Source organism: Streptomyces sp. AC1-42W, from assembly GCF_003248355.1.
Classification (GTDB): Bacteria; Actinomycetota; Actinomycetes; order Streptomycetales; family Streptomycetaceae; genus Streptomyces.
The window spans coordinates 2128007-2144947 of the sequence record NZ_QKWY01000001.1; the positions used below are offsets into that span (position 1 = coordinate 2128007).

General features: G+C 73.0%; 17 protein-coding genes. 8 read left to right on the forward strand and 9 right to left on the reverse strand.

Annotation, left to right across the window (positions count from 1 at the left end; genetic code table 11):
* Nucleotides 1-39: 39 nt before the first annotated feature.
* Both lpdA and DNK56_RS09755 read right to left on the reverse strand, forming a co-directional pair.
* Nucleotides 40-1428, reverse strand: a complete 1389-nt coding sequence (lpdA, locus tag DNK56_RS09750) for a dihydrolipoyl dehydrogenase (RefSeq protein WP_199563806.1) — start codon at nucleotides 1426-1428, stop codon at nucleotides 40-42.
* 486 nt (nucleotides 1429-1914) lie between these two features.
* Nucleotides 1915-3468 (reverse strand): leucyl aminopeptidase, encoded by a 1554-nt coding sequence (locus DNK56_RS09755; RefSeq protein ID WP_111332465.1) that lies wholly within the window; start codon nucleotides 3466-3468, stop codon nucleotides 1915-1917.
* Nucleotides 3469-3714: 246 nt separating this feature from the next.
* Between DNK56_RS09755 and DNK56_RS09760 the strand changes: the two genes are divergently transcribed.
* Nucleotides 3715-4593 carry an endo alpha-1,4 polygalactosaminidase gene (locus DNK56_RS09760; protein ID WP_111332467.1) on the forward strand — a complete coding sequence of 293 codons (879 nt, stop codon included), beginning with the start codon at nucleotides 3715-3717 and terminating at the stop codon, nucleotides 4591-4593.
* A gap of 92 nt (nucleotides 4594-4685) precedes the next feature.
* Here DNK56_RS09760 and DNK56_RS09765 read toward each other — a convergent pair whose 3' ends face one another.
* Nucleotides 4686-5477: an adenosylcobinamide-GDP ribazoletransferase gene (locus DNK56_RS09765; protein ID WP_111332470.1), complete on the reverse strand. Its 792-nt coding sequence runs from the start codon at nucleotides 5475-5477 to the stop codon at nucleotides 4686-4688.
* 78 nt (nucleotides 5478-5555) lie between these two features.
* Here DNK56_RS09765 and DNK56_RS09770 point away from each other — a divergent pair, with 78 nt between their 5' ends.
* Nucleotides 5556-6326, forward strand: a complete 771-nt coding sequence (locus tag DNK56_RS09770; RefSeq protein WP_111332472.1) for a hypothetical protein — start codon at nucleotides 5556-5558, stop codon at nucleotides 6324-6326.
* An 18-nt stretch (nucleotides 6327-6344) separates the two neighbouring features.
* Here DNK56_RS09770 and DNK56_RS09775 read toward each other — a convergent pair whose 3' ends face one another.
* Entirely contained in the window at nucleotides 6345-7418 is a 1074-nt protein-coding gene (locus DNK56_RS09775; protein WP_111332475.1) for a nicotinate-nucleotide--dimethylbenzimidazole phosphoribosyltransferase, read from the reverse strand.
* Nucleotides 7419-7552: 134 nt separating this feature from the next.
* Entirely contained in the window at nucleotides 7553-8755 is a 1203-nt protein-coding gene (locus tag DNK56_RS09780; protein ID WP_111332477.1) for a bifunctional adenosylcobinamide kinase/adenosylcobinamide-phosphate guanylyltransferase, read from the reverse strand.
* A 127-nt stretch (nucleotides 8756-8882) separates the two neighbouring features.
* Here DNK56_RS09780 and DNK56_RS09785 point away from each other — a divergent pair, with 127 nt between their 5' ends.
* The gene (locus tag DNK56_RS09785; protein WP_111332479.1) at nucleotides 8883-9095 is read left to right on the forward strand and encodes a hypothetical protein; all 213 of its coding nucleotides are present in this window, start codon (nucleotides 8883-8885) and stop codon (nucleotides 9093-9095) included.
* Between the two features lie 93 nt (nucleotides 9096-9188).
* Here DNK56_RS09785 and DNK56_RS09790 read toward each other — a convergent pair whose 3' ends face one another.
* The 3 genes from DNK56_RS09790 to DNK56_RS09800 form a co-directional block, all read right to left on the reverse strand.
* The gene (locus DNK56_RS09790) at nucleotides 9189-10280 is read right to left on the reverse strand and encodes a S1C family serine protease (RefSeq protein ID WP_111332481.1); all 1092 of its coding nucleotides are present in this window, start codon (nucleotides 10278-10280) and stop codon (nucleotides 9189-9191) included.
* 80 nt (nucleotides 10281-10360) lie between these two features.
* The gene (locus DNK56_RS09795) at nucleotides 10361-11068 is read right to left on the reverse strand and encodes a class I SAM-dependent methyltransferase (protein ID WP_241989831.1); all 708 of its coding nucleotides are present in this window, start codon (nucleotides 11066-11068) and stop codon (nucleotides 10361-10363) included.
* 134 nt (nucleotides 11069-11202) lie between these two features.
* Nucleotides 11203-11802: a DUF3043 domain-containing protein gene (locus DNK56_RS09800; RefSeq protein ID WP_111332486.1), complete on the reverse strand. Its 600-nt coding sequence runs from the start codon at nucleotides 11800-11802 to the stop codon at nucleotides 11203-11205.
* Between the two features lie 274 nt (nucleotides 11803-12076).
* On the opposite strand from DNK56_RS09800, the gene DNK56_RS09805 reads away from it, so the two are divergent.
* Entirely contained in the window at nucleotides 12077-12853 is a 777-nt protein-coding gene (locus tag DNK56_RS09805; RefSeq protein ID WP_111335639.1) for a PspA/IM30 family protein, read from the forward strand.
* A 63-nt stretch (nucleotides 12854-12916) separates the two neighbouring features.
* Here DNK56_RS09805 and DNK56_RS09810 read toward each other — a convergent pair whose 3' ends face one another.
* Complete coding sequence (locus DNK56_RS09810; RefSeq protein WP_111330414.1) at nucleotides 12917-13246, reverse strand: hypothetical protein; 330 nt, start codon at nucleotides 13244-13246, stop codon at nucleotides 12917-12919.
* An 87-nt stretch (nucleotides 13247-13333) separates the two neighbouring features.
* On the opposite strand from DNK56_RS09810, the gene DNK56_RS09815 reads away from it, so the two are divergent.
* From DNK56_RS09815 to DNK56_RS09830, 4 genes are all read left to right on the forward strand, one after another.
* Nucleotides 13334-14500 (forward strand): IS630 family transposase, encoded by a 1167-nt coding sequence (locus DNK56_RS09815; protein WP_241989748.1) that lies wholly within the window; start codon nucleotides 13334-13336, stop codon nucleotides 14498-14500.
* Nucleotides 14501-14544: 44 nt separating this feature from the next.
* Nucleotides 14545-14823 carry a PspA-associated protein PspAA gene (pspAA, locus tag DNK56_RS09820; RefSeq protein WP_111332489.1) on the forward strand — a complete coding sequence of 93 codons (279 nt, stop codon included), beginning with the start codon at nucleotides 14545-14547 and terminating at the stop codon, nucleotides 14821-14823.
* Between the two features lie 136 nt (nucleotides 14824-14959).
* Entirely contained in the window at nucleotides 14960-16231 is a 1272-nt protein-coding gene (locus tag DNK56_RS09825; RefSeq protein WP_111332491.1) for a sensor histidine kinase, read from the forward strand.
* Nucleotides 16228-16917 (forward strand): response regulator, encoded by a 690-nt coding sequence (locus DNK56_RS09830; protein WP_111332493.1) that lies wholly within the window; start codon nucleotides 16228-16230, stop codon nucleotides 16915-16917. The genes DNK56_RS09825 and DNK56_RS09830 overlap by 4 nt, the downstream gene beginning before the upstream one ends.
* The last annotated feature ends 24 nt before the right edge of the window (nucleotides 16918-16941 follow it).

Here is a 16941-nt window from a genome sequence, read left to right on the forward strand (position 1 = left end):
AAATGCGGAAGTGGTCGGTCGTCGCGCCCGGTCGACCGGTCAGTCGTGGGAGTGCAGGGGCTTGCCGGCCAGGGCCAGGTGGGCCTCGCCGAGCGCCTCGCTCTGGGTCGGGTGGGCGTGGATGAGCTGGGCGACCTCGGCCGGCAGCGCCTCCCAGTTGTAGATCAGCTGGGCTTCGCCGACCTGCTCGCCCATACGGTCACCGACCATGTGGACGCCGACCACCGCACCGTCCTTGACCTGGACGAGCTTGATCTCGCCCGCGGTCTTGAGGATCTTGCTCTTGCCGTTGCCGGCGAGGTTGTACTTGAGGGCGACGACCTTGTCCGCGCCGTAGAGCTCCTTGGCCTTGGCCTCGGTGATGCCGACGGAGGCGACCTCGGGGTGGCAGTACGTCACGCGCGGCACGCCGTCGTAGTCGATCGGGACGGTCTTGAGACCGGCCAGCCGCTCCGCGACGAGGATGCCCTCGGCGAAGCCGACGTGCGCGAGCTGGAGCGTGGGGACCAGGTCGCCCACGGCGGAGATCGTCTCCACGTTGGTCCGCATGTACTCGTCGACCAGGACGTAGCCGCGGTCCATGGCGACCCCGGCCTCCTCGTAACCCAGGCCCTGCGAGACCGGGCCGCGGCCGATCGCGACCAGCAGCACCTCCGCCTCGAAGGTCTTGCCGTCGGCGAGGGTGACCTTGACGCCGTCCTGCGTGTACTCGGCGCTCTGGAAGAACGTGCCGAGGTTGAACTTGATGCCGCGCTTGCGGAAGGCGCGCTCAAGGAGCTTGGAGCTGTTCTCGTCCTCGACCGGGACGAGGTGCTTGAGGCCCTCGACGATCGTCACGTCGGTGCCGAAGGAGGTCCACGCCGAGGCGAACTCGACGCCGATGACGCCGCCGCCCAGCACGATCGCCGACTTCGGGACGCGGTCCAGCTTCAGCGCGTGGTCCGAGGAGATGATGCGGTTGCCGTCGATCTCCAGGCCCGGCAGCGACTTCGGCACGGAGCCGGTCGCGAGCAGCACGTGGCGGCCCTGGACGCGCTGGCCGTTCACGTCCACCGAGGTGGGGGAGGAGAGGCGGCCCTCACCCTCGATGTAGTGCACCTTGCGGGAGGCGACGAGACCCTGCAGACCCTTGTACAGGCCGGAGATCACGTCGTCCTTGTACTTGTGGACGGCCGCCATGTCGATGCCCTCGAAGGTGGCCTGGACACCGAACTGGGCGGCTTCGCGGGCCTGGTCCGCGATCTCGCCCGCGTGCAGCAGGGCCTTCGTGGGGATGCAGCCGTTGTGCAGGCAGGTGCCGCCGACCTTGCCCTTCTCGATCAGAGCGACGTCCAGGCCCAGCTGCGCTCCGCGCAGGGCCGCGGCGTACCCGCCGCTACCACCGCCGAGGATCACTAGGTCGAAAACGGTGCTGGCGTCGTTCGCCACGTCACGTCCTCCATGCATGTGCGCCGTACGCCGGGCCCCGTCCTCGGGGTGTTACCGGCCGGTCGGCTGGTGTGCGGCCGCTTTGTCTTCGGCCCTGTGGTGGGGGCCCTGTCCTGCCGAGAACCCATCTTCGCATTTGTTGACGGTGAGCGGGACGCGGGGCCCGTGTCCGGGGCGGATGATCGTCCGTCCCGGTGGATAACCGCTGCGTGCCGGACAGGGGATTTCGTCAAGAGCGAAACCACCCCGCCCGGACGCGGTGCCATGGGTCAAACACACAGGGCCCTTCGTTCGGACCAGGCCGGGCTCGCGGGCTCTGGTGCCGCACCTCGCGGCGTTGTCGTCAATCAACAACGCTCCGCGTTGCCTCATTCCTCCGCCTTGCGATGCACGACACCAGAGCCCGCTCCCTGATCCGGCCTGGTCCGAACGAAGGGCCCTACGGCCCCGGACGTATGCCCGGGGCCGTACAGAGGCCGGCCGGCCTCAGCCGAGGTCGCCGTCGGCGGTGCGCTCCGCCAGCTTGACCAGGGTGCGGACGGCGGAACCGGTGCCGCCCTTCGGCGTGTATCCGTACGGGGCGCCCTCGTGGAAGGCGGGGCCCGCGATGTCCAGGTGGGCCCAGGCGATGCCCTCGCCGACGAACTCCTTCAGGAACAGGCCGGCCACCAGGCCGCCGCCCATCCGCTCGCCCATGTTGGCGATGTCGGCGGTCGGCGAGTCCATGCCCTTGCGCAGGTCGGCCGGGAGCGGCATCGGCCAGGACGCCTCGCCGACCTCCTCCGCGATCTCGTGGATCGAGGTACGGAAGGCGTCGTCGTTGGACATGATGCCGAAGGTGCGGTTGCCCAGCGCCAGCACCATGGCGCCGGTCAGGGTCGCCACGTCGACGAGCGCGTCCGGGTTCTCCTCCGAGGCGCGGGTGAGCGCGTCGGCCATGACGAGCCGGCCCTCGGCGTCGGTGTTGAGCACCTCGACGGTCTTGCCGCTGTACATGCGCAGCACGTCGCCGGGGCGGGTGGCGCTGCCCGACGGCATGTTCTCGGCGAGGGCCAGCCAGCCGGTGACGTTGACCCGCAGGCCCAGACGGGCGGCCGTGACGACGGTCGCGAACACGGCGGCGGCGCCGGCCATGTCGCACTTCATCGTCTCGTTGTGACCGGCCGGCTTCAGCGAGATGCCGCCCGAGTCGTAGGTGATGCCCTTGCCGACGAGGGCCAGGGTCTTCTCCGCCTTCGGGTGCGTGTAGGCGAGCTTCACCAGGCGCGGGCCGCGGGTCGCGCCCTGGCCGACGCCGAGGATGCCGCCGTAGCCGCCCTTGACGAGCGCCTTCTCGTCCAGCACCTGCACCTTGATGCCGTGCTCCTTGCCGGCGGCGGAGGCCACGGCGGCGAAGGACTCGGGGTACAGGTCGTTGGGCGGGGTGTTGACCAGGTCGCGGGCGCGGTTGATCTCCTCGGCGAGGGCGATCGCGCGCTCGGCGGCGGCCTTGAACGCCTTGTCGCGCGGCTTGGCGCCGAGTACGGCGACCTCGGCCAGCGCCGGCTTGGCACCCGCGGGCTCGGCACCCTTCGGCGCGAGCTTGTTCTCGCCGGCCTGGTAGGCGATGAAGGCGTACGCGCCGAGCAGCGCGCCCTCCGCGATCGCCTCGGCGTCCTCGACGGAGCCGATGGGCAGCGCGAAGCCGGCCTTCTTCGCCCCGGCCAGCGAACGGGCGGCGGCACCGGCGGCCCGGCGCAGCGCCTCGGCGTCGTACGTGCCGTCCTTCTCGGGGGCCTTGCCGAGGCCGACCGCGATGACGACCGGGGCCTTGAGGCCGTCCGGAGCCGGGACCTTCGTCAGCTCGCCCTCGGCACCCGAGGCGCCCAGGGTCGACAGGACGGCGGCGAGCTTCCCGCCGAACGCCTTGTCCACGGCCTCGGCGCCCGGTGCGAGGACGACGTCCGCGGACTTGGATCCAGCGCTCTTGGCGACGCCCACGACGAGGGCGTCGGCGCGCAGCGTCGCCGCACCGGCGGTGCTGAGAGTGAGAGCAGTCACGGTGGTGAAATCTCGCTTCCGTTGAGTTCTTTTCCGGCCCTGTAGTGGTCGAGGGGTGGCCGACCGGGCCCGGCGCATCGTAGACGCCGTCGCAATGTGCCGGGAATGAGCCTACGCGCGCCTTTGCTGCCCGCTCACGGCGGCGGGCCGTAGCGGTCGCACGGCTGTTCCCCGGCCGACGTACGGTGGGGGTTCCGGGAAGATCGTCCCGGTGGCCCCGGGCTCGGGGCGGACACGGGGGGAACGATGCGCGACCGTACGGCCGCACGGGTGGGCGGGGCGCGCGGCGCCCTCGCCTGCGGCGCACTGGCACTGGCACTGCTCACGCTGCTCGCGGGCTGCGCCCGGGACCGGGACGGCGCCCCGGCGGGCGAGGACGCCGGAGCCGGGGCGTCCGCCCAGCCCGCGCGGCAGCGCTGGCAGCCGGAGCCCGGCACCGACTGGCAGTGGCAGCTGTCGGGCCGGCTCGACACCACCGTGGACGCCCCGGTGTACGACATCGACGGCTTCGACCGGACGGCGGCCGAGGTCGCCGCGCTGCACCGCGAGGGCCGCAAGGTCATCTGCTACCTGTCCACCGGCGCCTGGGAGGACTTCCGCCCGGACGCGGCCCGTTTCCCCACCGCGCTCCTCGGGAAGGGCAACGGCTGGAAGGGCGAGCGCTGGCTCGACATCCGGCGCACCGACGTCCTGGAGCCGCTGATGGAGTCCCGGATCGAGATGTGCGCCGACAAGGGGTTCGACGCGGTCGAGCCGGACAACATGGACGGCTACCGCAACGAGAGCGGCTTCCCGCTGACCGCCGCCGACCAGCTCCGCTACAACCGTCTGATCGCCCGCCTGGTCCACCGCCACGGCATGGCCGCCGGCCTCAAGAACGACCTGCCGCAGATTCCGGAGCTGGTCGGGGACTTCGACTTCGCGGTCAACGAGCAGTGCGCGCAGTACGACGAGTGCGAGGAGCTCACCCCGTTCGTGAAGGCGGGCAAGGCGGTGTTCCACGTCGAGTACGAGCTGCCCGCCGAGCGGTTCTGCGCACAGTCCCGGAAGCTGGGGCTCAGCTCGCTGCGCAAGGAGTACGCACTGGACGCGTCGCGCGAGTCCTGCGCGGCGGACGCGGACTGACGGGGCGCCGGGTTTCGCGCCCCACCGGTCCGGGAAGCCCCGCGGGACGCGCCGGGTTTCGCGCCCCGCCCGGCCGGGAAACGCGTCAGCCGTCAGCCCAGTGCCAGCGCCACCAGCGCCACCGTCGCCGCCGTCTCCGCGAGCGCCCCGAACACATCGCCGGTCACCCCGCCGAACCGCCGCACGCAGTGCCGCAGCAGCAGCTCCGCCACCGCCACCGCGGCCACCGCGCCCAGGCCGCAGCGCAGCGCCCCGTACCCGCCGGTCAGCGCCCCCGCCCCCGCGCAGCCGGCCACCACCACGAGCCCGACCGCCACCGCACCGGCCACCGGAACCGTTCCGGCGACCGCCGCGCCCAGGCCCTCCGGCCGGGCCGCCGGCACCCCGCGCCGCGAGGCCAGGGTCAGCGCGAGCCGGGCGACGACCGCCGCGACCGCGGCCGCCACCGCGCCGTGCGCCCAGCCCCGCGCGTACTCCTGCTGAAGCACCGCCACCTGCGCCAGCAGCACGAACAGCAGGGTGATCACGCCGAACGGGCCGATGTCCGACTGCTTCATGATCCGCAGCGCGTCACCGGCCGGCTTGCCGCTGCCCAGGCCGTCCGCGGTGTCCGCGAGACCGTCCAGATGGAGCCCCCGGGTGAGCACGGCGGGCACGGCCGCCGAGGCCACCGCGGCGAGCAGCGGGCCCGCGCCGCCCCACAGCAGCAGGCTGCCCGGCACCGCCGCGAGCAGGCCCACCACCAGCCCGGCCACCGGCGCGCACAGCATCCCGGCCCGCGCGGCCTCCCGGTCCCAGCGGGTCACGCGGACGGGGAGCACGGTCAGGGTGCCGAAGGCGAACCGCAGGCCGTGGCTGTCGAGGGAGGAGGTCACGGCGCGCAGGCTAATCGGTGCGCCCGGCCGCTAGATTGTCCGAAATGCCGCACAACGGGGCAGAAGCGGATGACCGGGAGTGGTGGGATGGGTCACTGGTTCGAGCGCAACTTCGTCGAGCCGGGGAAACTTCCGCTGCTCCTCGCCCTGACCGCCTTCGTGCTGACCTTCGCCGTGACCCGGTTCATCACCCGGATGATCCGGGCCGGGAAGGGCCCGTTCCGCGACATCACGCCCGGCGGCGTCCACATCCACCACGTGGTGCCCGGCGTGGTGCTGAGCGTCGTCGGCGGCTTCGGCGCGGTCGCCTGCGGGCAGCACGGCGTCGCGGCCGCCCTGTGCGCGGTCGTCTTCGGCGTGGGCGCGGGGCTGGTCCTGGACGAGTTCGCGCTGATCCTGCATCTGGACGACGTGTACTGGACGGAGGAGGGCCGCCGGAGCGTGGAGGTCGTCGTGCTCACGGCGGCCCTGGTGCTGCTGGTGCTCGGCGGGTTCTCGCCGCTGGGCGTGGACGATCTGAGCGACGATCAGCAGCAGGGCAGGGCGGGCGCGGTGGTCACCGTCGTCATCAACTTCTGCTTCGTCCTGATCACCCTGTTCAAGGGGAAGGCCAGGATGGCGGTGGTCGGCACCCTGGTTCCCTTCGTGGCCCTGGTCGGGGCGGTACGGCTGGCCCGGCCGACCTCGCCGTGGGCCAAGCGGTTCTACCGCGGCCGGCACCGGGCCCGCTCCCGCGCGGTGCTGCGCGCCTACCACCACGACGTCCGCTGGGCCGGGCCGCGCCGCAGGTTCCAGGACCTCATCGGCGGGGCGCCGGACCGGGTCCCCGCCCCGCCGCCCCCGCCGCCCCAGCCGTGACCGCGGCGAGCGCCGCCATCAGCCCGCGGCCCCGTCCTCGGCGGCCTCCGCCTCCGGCTCGCGCTCGGGCAGCTCCGCCGCCAGCGCCGCCGCGGCCTGGACGAGCGGGAGGGCGAGCAGCGCCCCGCACCCCTCGCCGACGATCACCCCGTGGTCGAGCACCGGGTTGAGCGCCATCCGGTCGAGCGCCTTCGCCTGCGCCGGCTCACCGCTCGCCTGGCCCGCCAGCCACCAGTCCGGCGCCCGGAACGCGGCCCGCTGGCCGACCAGCGCGGCCGCCGCCCCGACCACACCGTCCAGGATCACCGGCAGCCGCCGCACCGCGCACTGGAGCAGGAAGCCGGTCATCGCGGCCAGATCGGCGCCGCCCACCGTCGCCAGCAGCTCCAGCTGGTCGCCCAGGACCGGCCGGGCCCGGCGCAGCGCGTCGCGGATCGCCGCGCACTTGCGCATCCACGCCAGGTCGTCGATGCCCGCGCCACCGCGCCCGGTCACCACCGAGGCGTCCGTGCCGCACAGCGCGGCGATCAGCGTCGCCGCCGCCGTCGTACCGCCCACGCTGAGGTCGCCGAGCACCACCAGATCGGTGCCCGAGTCGGCCTCCTCGTCGGCCACCGTCATGCCGAGCCGCACCGCGGCCCGGGCCTCGTCGGCCGTCAGCGCGTCCTCGACGTCGATCCGCCCGCTGCCCCGCCGCACCCGGGTGCGCACGACGGCCTCCGGCAGCAGCTCCGGATCGCAGTCGAGACCGGCGTCCACGATCCGCACCGGCACGGCGTACCGGCGGGCCAGGACCGCCAGCGGGGTCGCGCCCTCCAGCGTGGCCCGCACCAGCTCGTGCGCGGTGCCGGCCTTCCGCCCCGACACATCGAGCCGCGCCACCCCGTGGTCGCCCGCGAACAGCACCACGCGCGGCTGCTCGATCGTCCGCACCGGAGCCGCCTGCTGCGCCGCGGACAACCACTCACCCAGCTCGTCCAGCCGCCCGAGGGCGCCCACCGGCACGCTCAACCGCTCCCGGCGTTCCTCGGCATCGCGCCGTACGCCCCCGTCCGGGCGTTCGATCAGATCGGAGAAGTCGTCCAGATTCACGGGGTTCTGCCTCGCGGGATAGATACGGGGGATGGTCCGTCGAGCCCGTCACGGGCCCACTGCGGAACAGTACCCGCCGCCCTTTCCGCCCCGGCCCGGCCGGAGCGGGCCGCCTGCGGGCCCACCGCTCCCGCTCAGCCGCGCAGCGGCACCGCCTGGCCCGCCACCACCAGCAGCACCTGCTCGCACTCGCCGGACACCGCCGCGTTCAGCCGGCCCAGCTCGTCCCGGAAGCGCCGGCCGGACGCCGTCGCCGGAACCACGCCCGAGCCGGTCTCGTTGGTCACCATGACGACCGTGCGCCGGGTCCCGCGCACGGCGGCGACCAGCTCCGCCGTGCGCGCCCGCAGCGCCCGCTCCCCGCCCTCCGCCCAGGTCACGTCGTCCCAGGCACCCACCCGGTCCATCAGGTGCGTCAGCCACAGCGACAGGCAGTCGATCAGCAGCGGCGGCCCGTCCGCGGCCAGCAGCTCCGTCAGCGCGCAGGTCTCCTCGGTGCGCCAGCTCGCCGGCCGCCGCTCCCGGTGCAGCCCGACCCGGGCCGCCCACTCGGCGTCCCCGTCGCGCCCGCCGCCGGTCGCCACGTACACCACCTCCGGGTACGTCTCCAGCCGGCGTTCCGCCTCGACGGACTTCCCGGAGCGCGCGCCCCCGGTGATCAGGGTGCGCCGGGGGAGCGGGGCGGGCTCGCGGAAGCCGCCGACCGTCAGCGTCGTGCCGTCCGGCACGGCCCGCGCCCCGGCCGCGGCGAGCCGGCGCTCCAGCTCCGGGGCGGGCGGCGCGTCGTGGCCCAGATGGACGGCGATCAGCTCGGTGGCGGACCCGACCGCCCCGGCGGCCCGCAGCCGCGCCACGGCGTCGGGCCGTCCGACGAGGTCCAGGGCGACCAGGTCGTACGGCTGCGCCACCGGCTCCGCGAGCCCGGCCGGCGCGCCGCCCGGCGGCAGGTACAGCAGCCGGGCGCCCTCGGGCGAGATCACCTCGTACCCCGTACCGGGCGCGTCCATCGGCACCGCCCGTACCCGGTGCCCGCTGATCAGCGTCAGCTCCCGCCCGTCCGGCACCCGGCCCGCCGGAGGCAGCCCGGCGGGCAGTTCGACGGCGGGCCCGTCGTGGGGGTGGGTCAGCAGCACCTGGCGTACGGCGGTGAGCGAGCGGCCCGCGCGGGCGGCGGCGAACACCGCGCCGGGCGTCAGGTCGAGCAGCAGCGCGTCGTCCACCAGGAGAGCGGTCGCGGCCCGGCCGGCGGAGCCGCGGGCGAGGGCGCACGCGGCGCAGGGGCAGTCGGGCCGCGGCAGCCCGTCGGGGGCTCCGGTGCCGAGCAGAGTCAGTTCCACGCTCCGATCCTGCCGCGTCCCCGCGCGGGGTGCGCGCCGTGGGGGCGGCGAACCGTCCGAGACGCCCTTCCCCCGCTGGTGGGAAGCACTAGGCTGCCGACTGGAACGACATACCCAGGAGGCGGACATGGCGTGGACGTGGCGGTTCGAGAAGTCCGACGGTACGGAGACGGAGCCGGCCCTGCAGCCGGAGGAGTTCCCGACCCAGGGTGACGCGGAATCCTGGATCGGCGAGTACTGGAAGCAGCTCCTGGACGGCGGGGCGGACCAGGTCACGCTCTTCGAGGACACCACGAAGATCTACGGCCCGATGAGCCTGCACGCCGACTCGGCGGACTGACCCCGGGCCATGCGACGGCCGGTCGGCGGGTCCCCGTGGACCCGCCGGCCGGCCGTCGCCGTGCGGGACGCCGTCCGGCGCCCGGCACACCCGTCAGATCTCGCCGAGCGTGACCTTCGCCGTCTTCTTCGCGTTCCCGCGCATGTACGTCACGCGCACCTCCTGGCCCGGCTTCTCGGCGGCCAGGGCCTCGGCGAGCGAGGTGATGGTGGTGATCTTCGCGTCGCCGACCCCGGTGATGATGTCGCCGGCGCGCAGGCCCGCGTCGGCCGCCGCGCCGCCCTTCTGGACGTTGACGATCGCGACGCCCGCCGGGCGGTAGTCGTCGTTGACGACCGTGCGGCCGGTGATGTCGAGCGCCGCCCGGCCCGAGTCGGTGACCTTGCCGTCCTTGATGATCTGGTCCGCGACCGTCCGCACCATCGACGCCGGGATGGCGAAGCCGATGCCCGGCGCCGCGCTGTCGCCCATCTGCGGATCGGACGCGGCGAGCGTCGGGATGCCGATGACCTCGCTGTTCAGATCGACCAGGGCGCCCCCGCTGTTGCCGGGGTTGATCGCCGCCGAGGTCTGCACCATGTTCGCGATGGTCGCCCCGGTGCCGCCGGCCGTCCTGCTCTCGCTGACCGTCCGGCCGAGCGCCGAGACGATGCCCTGGGTGACGCTGCTGGACAGGCCCAGCGGCGAACCCATCGCCAGCACGATCTGCCCCACGGCGACCTTCTCCGAGTCGCCGAACTTCGCGGGCCGCAGCCCGTCCGGCACGTCGTCGAGCGCGATGACCGCCAGGTCCTGCTCCGGATAGGCGGCGACCAGCGTCGCCTTGAGAACCTTCTCGCCGGTGGCCACCGTGACCTTGAAGGACTTCTCGTCACCGACGACATGCGCGTTGGTGACGATATGTCCCTTGGTGTCGTAGACGACGCCGGAGCCGAGGCTCTCGGACGCGTCGATCTGCACGACCGAGGGCAGCACGTCGTTGATGGCGGTCTGGTACTCGCTCTGGAGATCACCGGCGGCCTTCGCGGCCGGACCGGGCTGCGCCGAACCGGACGCCGTCGCGTCCGGCCCCGGAGCGGGGGCCTGCGCGGAGGAACAGCCGCTCACCAGCGCGATCGCGCAGAAACCGGCGGACAGGGGCAGCATCAGCCGGCGCGCACGACGGCGGGAGTGAAGGACATCCATGTCCGGATTATTGCTTTTGCCCTGACGGTCGGCCCGTTGAGCGCACCCGTGGGGTCACCCCGGGCCCGACCTGCCGCGCCCTACCCCCGTACGCCGCACAGATGCAGCAGCGCCGCCACCCCGCGGTACGGGTCCGTCCGGCCGGCCCGGTCCTCCGCCGCGAGCACCCGCTCCAGCTCCGCGGCCGGCGGCAGCTCCACGTCGTTGCTCACGTTGTCCGTGAAGATCCGCACCCCGTACCAGGCGTGCAGCGGCGCCGCGATCGAGGCGAGCGTCGCCGTCAGCGCGTCGAGCCGGTCCGCGCGCACGGACAGGCCGAGCCGGTTGGTGTAGTGGTCGCTGTCGAACGCCGCCAGCGCCCCTTCCCAGTCCCCGGCCGTGCCCGGCCGCATCGCCAGTGCGTCCGCGTTCCGTACCAGCAGGGACAGCAGCCCGCCCGGCGCCAGCATCCGGGCCAGCCCCGCCACCATGGCGTCCGGCTCCTGGACGTACATCAGTACGCCGTGGCACAGGACCACGTCGAAACTGCCGGGCAGGAAATGGACCCCGGTGTCCTGGCCGTTGCCCTCGATCAGCCGCACCCGCTCACGGATGCCGGCCGGCTCGCCGCCCAGCGCCTCACGGGCGATCCGCAGCATCTCCGGATCGGACTCCAGGCCGGTCACCGTGTGCCCGGCGCGCGCCAGGCGCAGCGCCTGGGTGCCCTGGCCCATGCCGACGTCCAGGATGCGCAGCCGCTGCCCCACCGGGAAGCGCGCCGCGATCTGCTCGTCCAGCTGCCGGGCCACCAGCTCCTGGCGCACGGTGTTGCGCAGCCCGGAGAGCCCTTTGGTCCACGCCCCGGAGGCCCCGGTGAAGCCCGCGACGGCAGCGGTCGGCCGGTCGGCGAAACCATCGCCGACCGGGCCGGACGGCTCCGTACTCAGGGCCGCTCTCCGCGCTTGACCTGCGGCTTCGGCAGCCGGAGCCGACGCATCTGGAGCGTACGCATCAGCCCGTAGGCCACCGCGCCGCGCTTCGGGGTGTCCGGGAACCGGGTCCGCAGCTGCGCGCGCATGCGGAAGCCCAGCCCGACGGAGTCGATCACGATCAGCACGATCACGATCAGCCAGAGCAGCAGCGAGATGTTCTGGATGCCCCGCACCTGGATCACGCTCAGGATCAGAATGATCACGGCGAGCGGCAGGAAGTACTCCGCGATGCAGAAGCGCGAGTCCACGTAGTCGCGGACGAAGCGGCGCACCGGCCCCTTGTCGCGCGCCGGCAGATAGCGCTCGTCACCGTTGGCGAGCGCCTCCCGCTGCTTGGCCAGGTCCGCGCGCCGCGCTTCGCGCTGGCGCCGCATGGCCGCCTTGCGGTCAAGCGGCGCGCCACTGGAGGCGCGGCGGCGCTGCGACTGGGCCTCGCTGCGCTTGGGGGTGGGGCGACCCTTGGGGGCCTCGGGGTCGCGGGGCGTCTTGGAGAGGTCCGCCGTCACCTTGTCGGTGGGGGCCTTCTCTTCCTTGGAGCGGCTACGGAACACAAGGCCCAAGGGTACGGGGTCGGCGGCCGGTACCCGCAGGCCGGCCGGGAACGATCCGGCAACGGCCCGCGTCCTTGTCCGTGTATGGACGGGTGATACGGGCGTCACCTACTCCTTGGGCCTGATCGGTCCGGGGACACAGTCGTCCTTGGGGAGGAGCCCATCCGCACCCGAACAGTGCGGTAATAGAGACAGGGCCCGTACTGTGGGTTCTGTTGGAGTGCCGGAGCCCAGTTGAGCCAGAAGGGGGCGCGCGAAGCCCATGAGCGGTGTCATGAAGCGTATGGGGATGATCTTCCGCGCGAAAGCAAACAAGGCCCTTGACCGGGCCGAAGATCCGCGCGAGACCCTCGATTACTCGTACCAGAAGCAGCTGGAGTTGCTGCAGAAGGTGCGCCGCGGCGTCGCCGACGTGGCGACCTCGCGCAAGCGGCTCGAACTGCAGCTGAACCAGCTGCAGGGCCAGTCCACCAAGCTGGAGGACCAGGGCCGCAAGGCCCTCGCGCTGGGCCGCGAGGACCTGGCGCGCGAGGCGCTGTCCCGCCGCGCCGCCCTCCAGCAGCAGGTCACCGACCTGGAGACGCAGCACACCACGCTGCAGGGCGAGGAGGAGAAGCTCACCCTCGCGGCCCAGCGGCTCCAGGCCAAGGTGGACGCCTTCCGCACCAAGAAGGAGACCATCAAGGCCACCTACACCGCGGCCCAGGCACAGACCCGGATCGGCGAGGCGTTCTCCGGCATCTCCGAGGAGATGGGCGACGTCGGCCTGGCCATCCAGCGGGCCGAGGACAAGACGCAGCAGATGCAGGCCCGCGCCGGCGCGATCGACGAGCTGCTCGCCTCCGGCGCCCTCGACGACCCGACCGGCACGGCGAAGGACGACATCGCCGCCGAGCTGGACCGGATCTCCGGTGGTACGGATGTGGAGCTGGAACTCCAGCGCATGAAGGCCGAACTGGCCGGCGGCTCCTCCTCGCAGCAGGCGATCGAGGGCGGCCCCCAGGACGCCCGGCAGCAGAACAACCAGTCCCACAAATTCGACAAGAACTAAGTGGTCGGCTCCGTAAGTCCTTCGGGGGTTGACTTCGGATCCGGCGTTGTGCCTGGTAGTGGGTCAGATGTCGACTGCAGCGATGTGGAGCTCGCAGGCGCAGTCGAGCGCCTCCGCGGGGGTGCCGGTGGGGCTGCCGGTGGGCAGCAGGGAGTCTTCGTAGCGGTCGCCACTGGCGTAGTAGGGGGCGAAGCCCCACCTCTTGCTGACGGTGCCGGTGTAGCGCAGTCGCATCAGCTTGACCCGTTCGCCGTCGGCCAGTTCGGCCTCCACGTAGGCGAACGCTCCGCGGTGTCGGACATGCAACTGCGCAATCTGGGGCCAGACGGCGCGGGCCTGCTCGCCGAGGCGGGCTTCCAGCGAGAGGCGGGTGTGTTCCGAGGGCGTGGGCATGGCGCCCATCCTGCCCGAGGGGCCACGGACCGGATACGGCAAGCTTCGGCCTGTTGTGATCCACTTCTCCGGATTGGCCCGCCTGCATTGCCTGTTGCCGTCGCCCGCACGATCACCCTGCGCGCCGCCGAGCGCGAGCGACTGAAGCTGATGGCCTACGGCCACAAGACCGAGTACCGGCTGCGGATGCGCGCGCAGGTGGTGCTGCACGCGGCGCGCGGACGCGCCAACGCGCGCATCGCCCGGGAGACGGGTCTGCATCTGGACACGGTCCGCCGCTGGCGCGGCCGGTTCGCCGAGCACGGGCTCGCCGGGCTGGGCGACCTCGACCGGTCGGGCAGGCCCCCCTCGTTCACCGCGCTCCAGGCCGCCCAGGTCAAGGCTCTGGCCTGCCGGCTGCCCGCCGAGACAGGGGTGCCGCTGGCGCGTTGGTCGTGCCCGGAGCTTGCCCGCGAAGTCGTCGCCCGGTCCATCGCCAGCTCGATCTCCGCCTCCACTGTCCGTCGCTGGCTGGGCGACGACGCGATCAAACCGTGGCAGTACCAATCCTGGATCTTCGTCACCGACCCGGACTTCCGTCCGAAGGCCGAGCGTGTACTGGACCTGTATGCCCGTACCTGGCGGGGCGTCCCGCTCGGCGACGACGAGTACGTCATCAGCGCGGACGAGAAGACCTCCATCCAGGCCCGCTGCCGCTGTCATCCGACCCTGCCGCCCGGCCGGGCCCGCGCGATGCGCGTGAACCACACCTACCGGCGCGGCGGCGCCCTGGCCTACCTGGCCGCCTACGACGTCCACTCCGCGAAAGTGTCCGGCCGCTGCGAGCCGACCACCGGCATCACCCCGTTCATGAACCTGGTCACCCAGGTCATGACCCGCGAGCCCTACGCCAGCGCGAAACGCGTGTTCTGGATCGTCGACAACGGCTCCTCCCACCGCGGCAAGAAGGCCGCCGACCGACTGTCGGACGCGTTCCCGAACGCGGTCCTGGTCCACACCCCGGTGCACGCCTCCTGGCTGAACCAAGTGGAAATCTACTTCTCCGTCGTCCAGCGCAAGGTCGTCTCGCCCAACGACTTCACCGACCTCACCCAGGTCACAGACCGGCTCCGAGAATTCGAAGACCGCTACAACGCCACGGCACAGCCGTTCCAGTGGAAGTTCACCACCTCCGACCTGGACGATCTGCTGGCCAGACTCGACCAGCACCCCGCCGGCCGACACGAAGAATCCTCCGCCGCCCCGGCACCATGATCAACCCCCGAAGGACTTACGGAGCCGACCACTAAGGCAGCGACATGATCGTACGGATCATGGGGGAGGGCCAGGCAGTCCTGGCCGACAGTCATCTCGCCGAGCTCGACAAGCTCGACGACGCCCTGCTGGCCGAGATGGAGAGCGGTGACGGACCGGGCTTCCGCACCACGCTCCACGCACTCCTGGCCCGCGTGCGCGAACTCGGCACACCTCTGCCGGACGACTCCCTGGAGCCGTCCGAGCTCATCCTGCCGTCGCCGGACGCCACCCTCGACGAGGTACGCGCCATGCTCAGCGACGACGGCCTGATCCCCGGCTGACATCCGGAGGCTTTCCCGGCACCCGCACCCGGTGCCCCGCGCCCGCCCGCCGGACGCGGGGCACCGGCGTCCCCGGCCCCGCTCCCGCCGCCGACCCGGACCTGCCCGCGCGCGACACGCCGTAACGTAGCTGGACGTGACCACCCTCGGAACCGGTGTCCTGCGCATCCGCACCTGGCTGCGCGGCCATCCCCTCGCGCTGGACGCCGCGCTCGCCCTGGCCGTGCTCGTGGCCATGATCATCGGCTCGTTCGTCGATCCGGGCGGCCCCGACGGGCCCGCCTTCGGCGCCCGCACCCCCGCCGCCAGCAGCCTGTTCCTGATGGTGCTGAGTGCCCTGGCCCTGATCAGGCGGCGCCGCGAACCCCTGGCCGTACTCGCCGCCACCGGCGCGCTGACCGTCGTCGAACTGGTCACCGCCGACCCGCCCGCCCCCGTCGTGATGAGCGCGGTCATCGCCCTGTACACCGTCGCCGCCCGCACCGACCGGCCCACCACCTGGCGGGTCGGGCTGCTCACCATGGCCGCGCTCACCGCCGCCGCCATGCTCTTCGGCTCCCCGCCCTGGTACAGCCAGGAGAACCTGGGCGTCTTCGCCTGGACCGGGATGGCCGGGGCGGCGGGCGACGCGGTCCGCTCCCGCCGCGCGTTCGTGGACGCCATCCGGGAACGCGCCGAACGCGCCGAACGCACCCGCGAGGAGGAGGCCCGCCGCCGGGTCGCCGAGGAACGCCTGCGCATCGCCCGCGACCTGCACGACGTCGTCGCCCACCACATCGCCCTCGTCAACGTGCAGGCCGGAGTCGCCGCACACGTCATGGACAAGCGCCCCGACCAGGCCAAACAGGCCCTCGCCCATGTCCGCGAGGCCAGCCGCTCCGCCCTCAACGAACTCCGCGCCACCGTGGGCCTGCTGCGCCAGTCCGGCGACCCGGAGGCCCCCACCGAACCGGCCCCCGGCCTCGCGGTCCTCGGCGAACTCGTGGCGGGCGTGCGGCAGGCCGGGCTGCCCGTCGAGGTGGCCTGCTCGGCCTGCGACGACCCGCCGCTGCCCTCCGCCGTCGACCTGGCCGCGTACCGGGTGATCCAGGAGGCCCTGACCAACGTCCGCAAGCACGCCGGTCCGGGCGCCAGGGCCGAGGTCAGCGTCGTACGGGTCGGCAGCACCGCCGAGGTCATGGTCCTGGACAACGGCCGCGGACCCGGCTCCGCGGCAGACCCCCCGGCGCCCGGCGGCGGCCACGGCCTGCTCGGCATGCGCGAACGCGTCACCGCGCTGGGCGGCACCCTCACCGCCGGTCCCCGCTACGGGGGCGGGTTCCGCGTCCATGCGATCCTGCCCGTCGAGGCCCGCGCGCAGGAGCCCGGTCGGCCGGGCGCGCCGGACCGGACGGGGGAGAACGCATGACACCGGCCATCAAGGTCCTGCTCGCCGACGACCAGGCGCTGCTGCGCAGCGCGTTCCGGGTACTGGTCGACTCGGAGCCCGACATGCGGGTCGTGGGGGAGGCGGCGGACGGGACACAGGCCGTGGAGGTGGCCCGCGCCGAGCGGCCCGACGTGGTGCTGATGGACATCCGGATGCCCGGCACCGACGGCCTGACCGCCACCCGCATGATCAGCGCCGACCCGGACCTCGCGGACGTCCGCGTGGTCATGCTCACCACCTTCGAGGTCGACGAGTACGTGGTGCAGTCGCTGCGCGCCGGGGCCTCGGGCTTCCTCGGCAAGGGCGCCGAACCGGACGAACTCCTGAACGCGATCCGGATCGCCGCGGGCGGCGAGGCGCTGCTCTCACCGGCCGCGACCAAGGGCCTGATCGCCACCTTCCTCGCCCAGGGCGGCACCGGCGAGGGGCCGGGCGCGGCGGAGTACTCGGATCGGCTGGCGGCCCTCACCACACGGGAGCGCGAGGTACTGGTCCTGGTCGCGGGCGGGCTGTCCAACGACGAGATCGCGGAGCGACTGGCCGTCAGCCCACTCACCGTCAAGACCCATGTGAACCGGGCGATGGCGAAGCTGGGCGCCCGGGACCGCGCGCAACTGGTGGTAATCGCCTACGAATCGGGCCTGGTGCGCCCACGGGTGGAGTGAAGGTGCAACCGGGGTGTACTCCAC

Excerpts from the sequence above, each read along its gene's own strand:
- DNK56_RS09785 (WP_111332479.1), top strand. The coding sequence starts at position 8,883 with ATGGCGTGGACGTGGCGGTTCGAGAAGTCCGACGGTACGGAGACGGAG.
- DNK56_RS09805 (WP_111335639.1), top strand. The coding sequence starts at position 12,077 with ATGAAGCGTATGGGGATGATCTTCCGCGCGAAAGCAAACAAGGCCCTT.
- DNK56_RS09810 (WP_111330414.1), bottom strand. The coding sequence starts at position 13,246 with ATGCCCACGCCCTCGGAACACACCCGCCTCTCGCTGGAAGCCCGCCTC.
- DNK56_RS09790 (WP_111332481.1), bottom strand. The coding sequence starts at position 10,280 with ATGGATGTCCTTCACTCCCGCCGTCGTGCGCGCCGGCTGATGCTGCCC.
- DNK56_RS09770 (WP_111332472.1), top strand. The coding sequence starts at position 5,556 with ATGGGTCACTGGTTCGAGCGCAACTTCGTCGAGCCGGGGAAACTTCCG.
- pspAA (WP_111332489.1), top strand. The coding sequence starts at position 14,545 with ATGATCGTACGGATCATGGGGGAGGGCCAGGCAGTCCTGGCCGACAGT.
- DNK56_RS09830 (WP_111332493.1), top strand. The coding sequence starts at position 16,228 with ATGACACCGGCCATCAAGGTCCTGCTCGCCGACGACCAGGCGCTGCTG.
- DNK56_RS09760 (WP_111332467.1), top strand. The coding sequence starts at position 3,715 with ATGCGCGACCGTACGGCCGCACGGGTGGGCGGGGCGCGCGGCGCCCTC.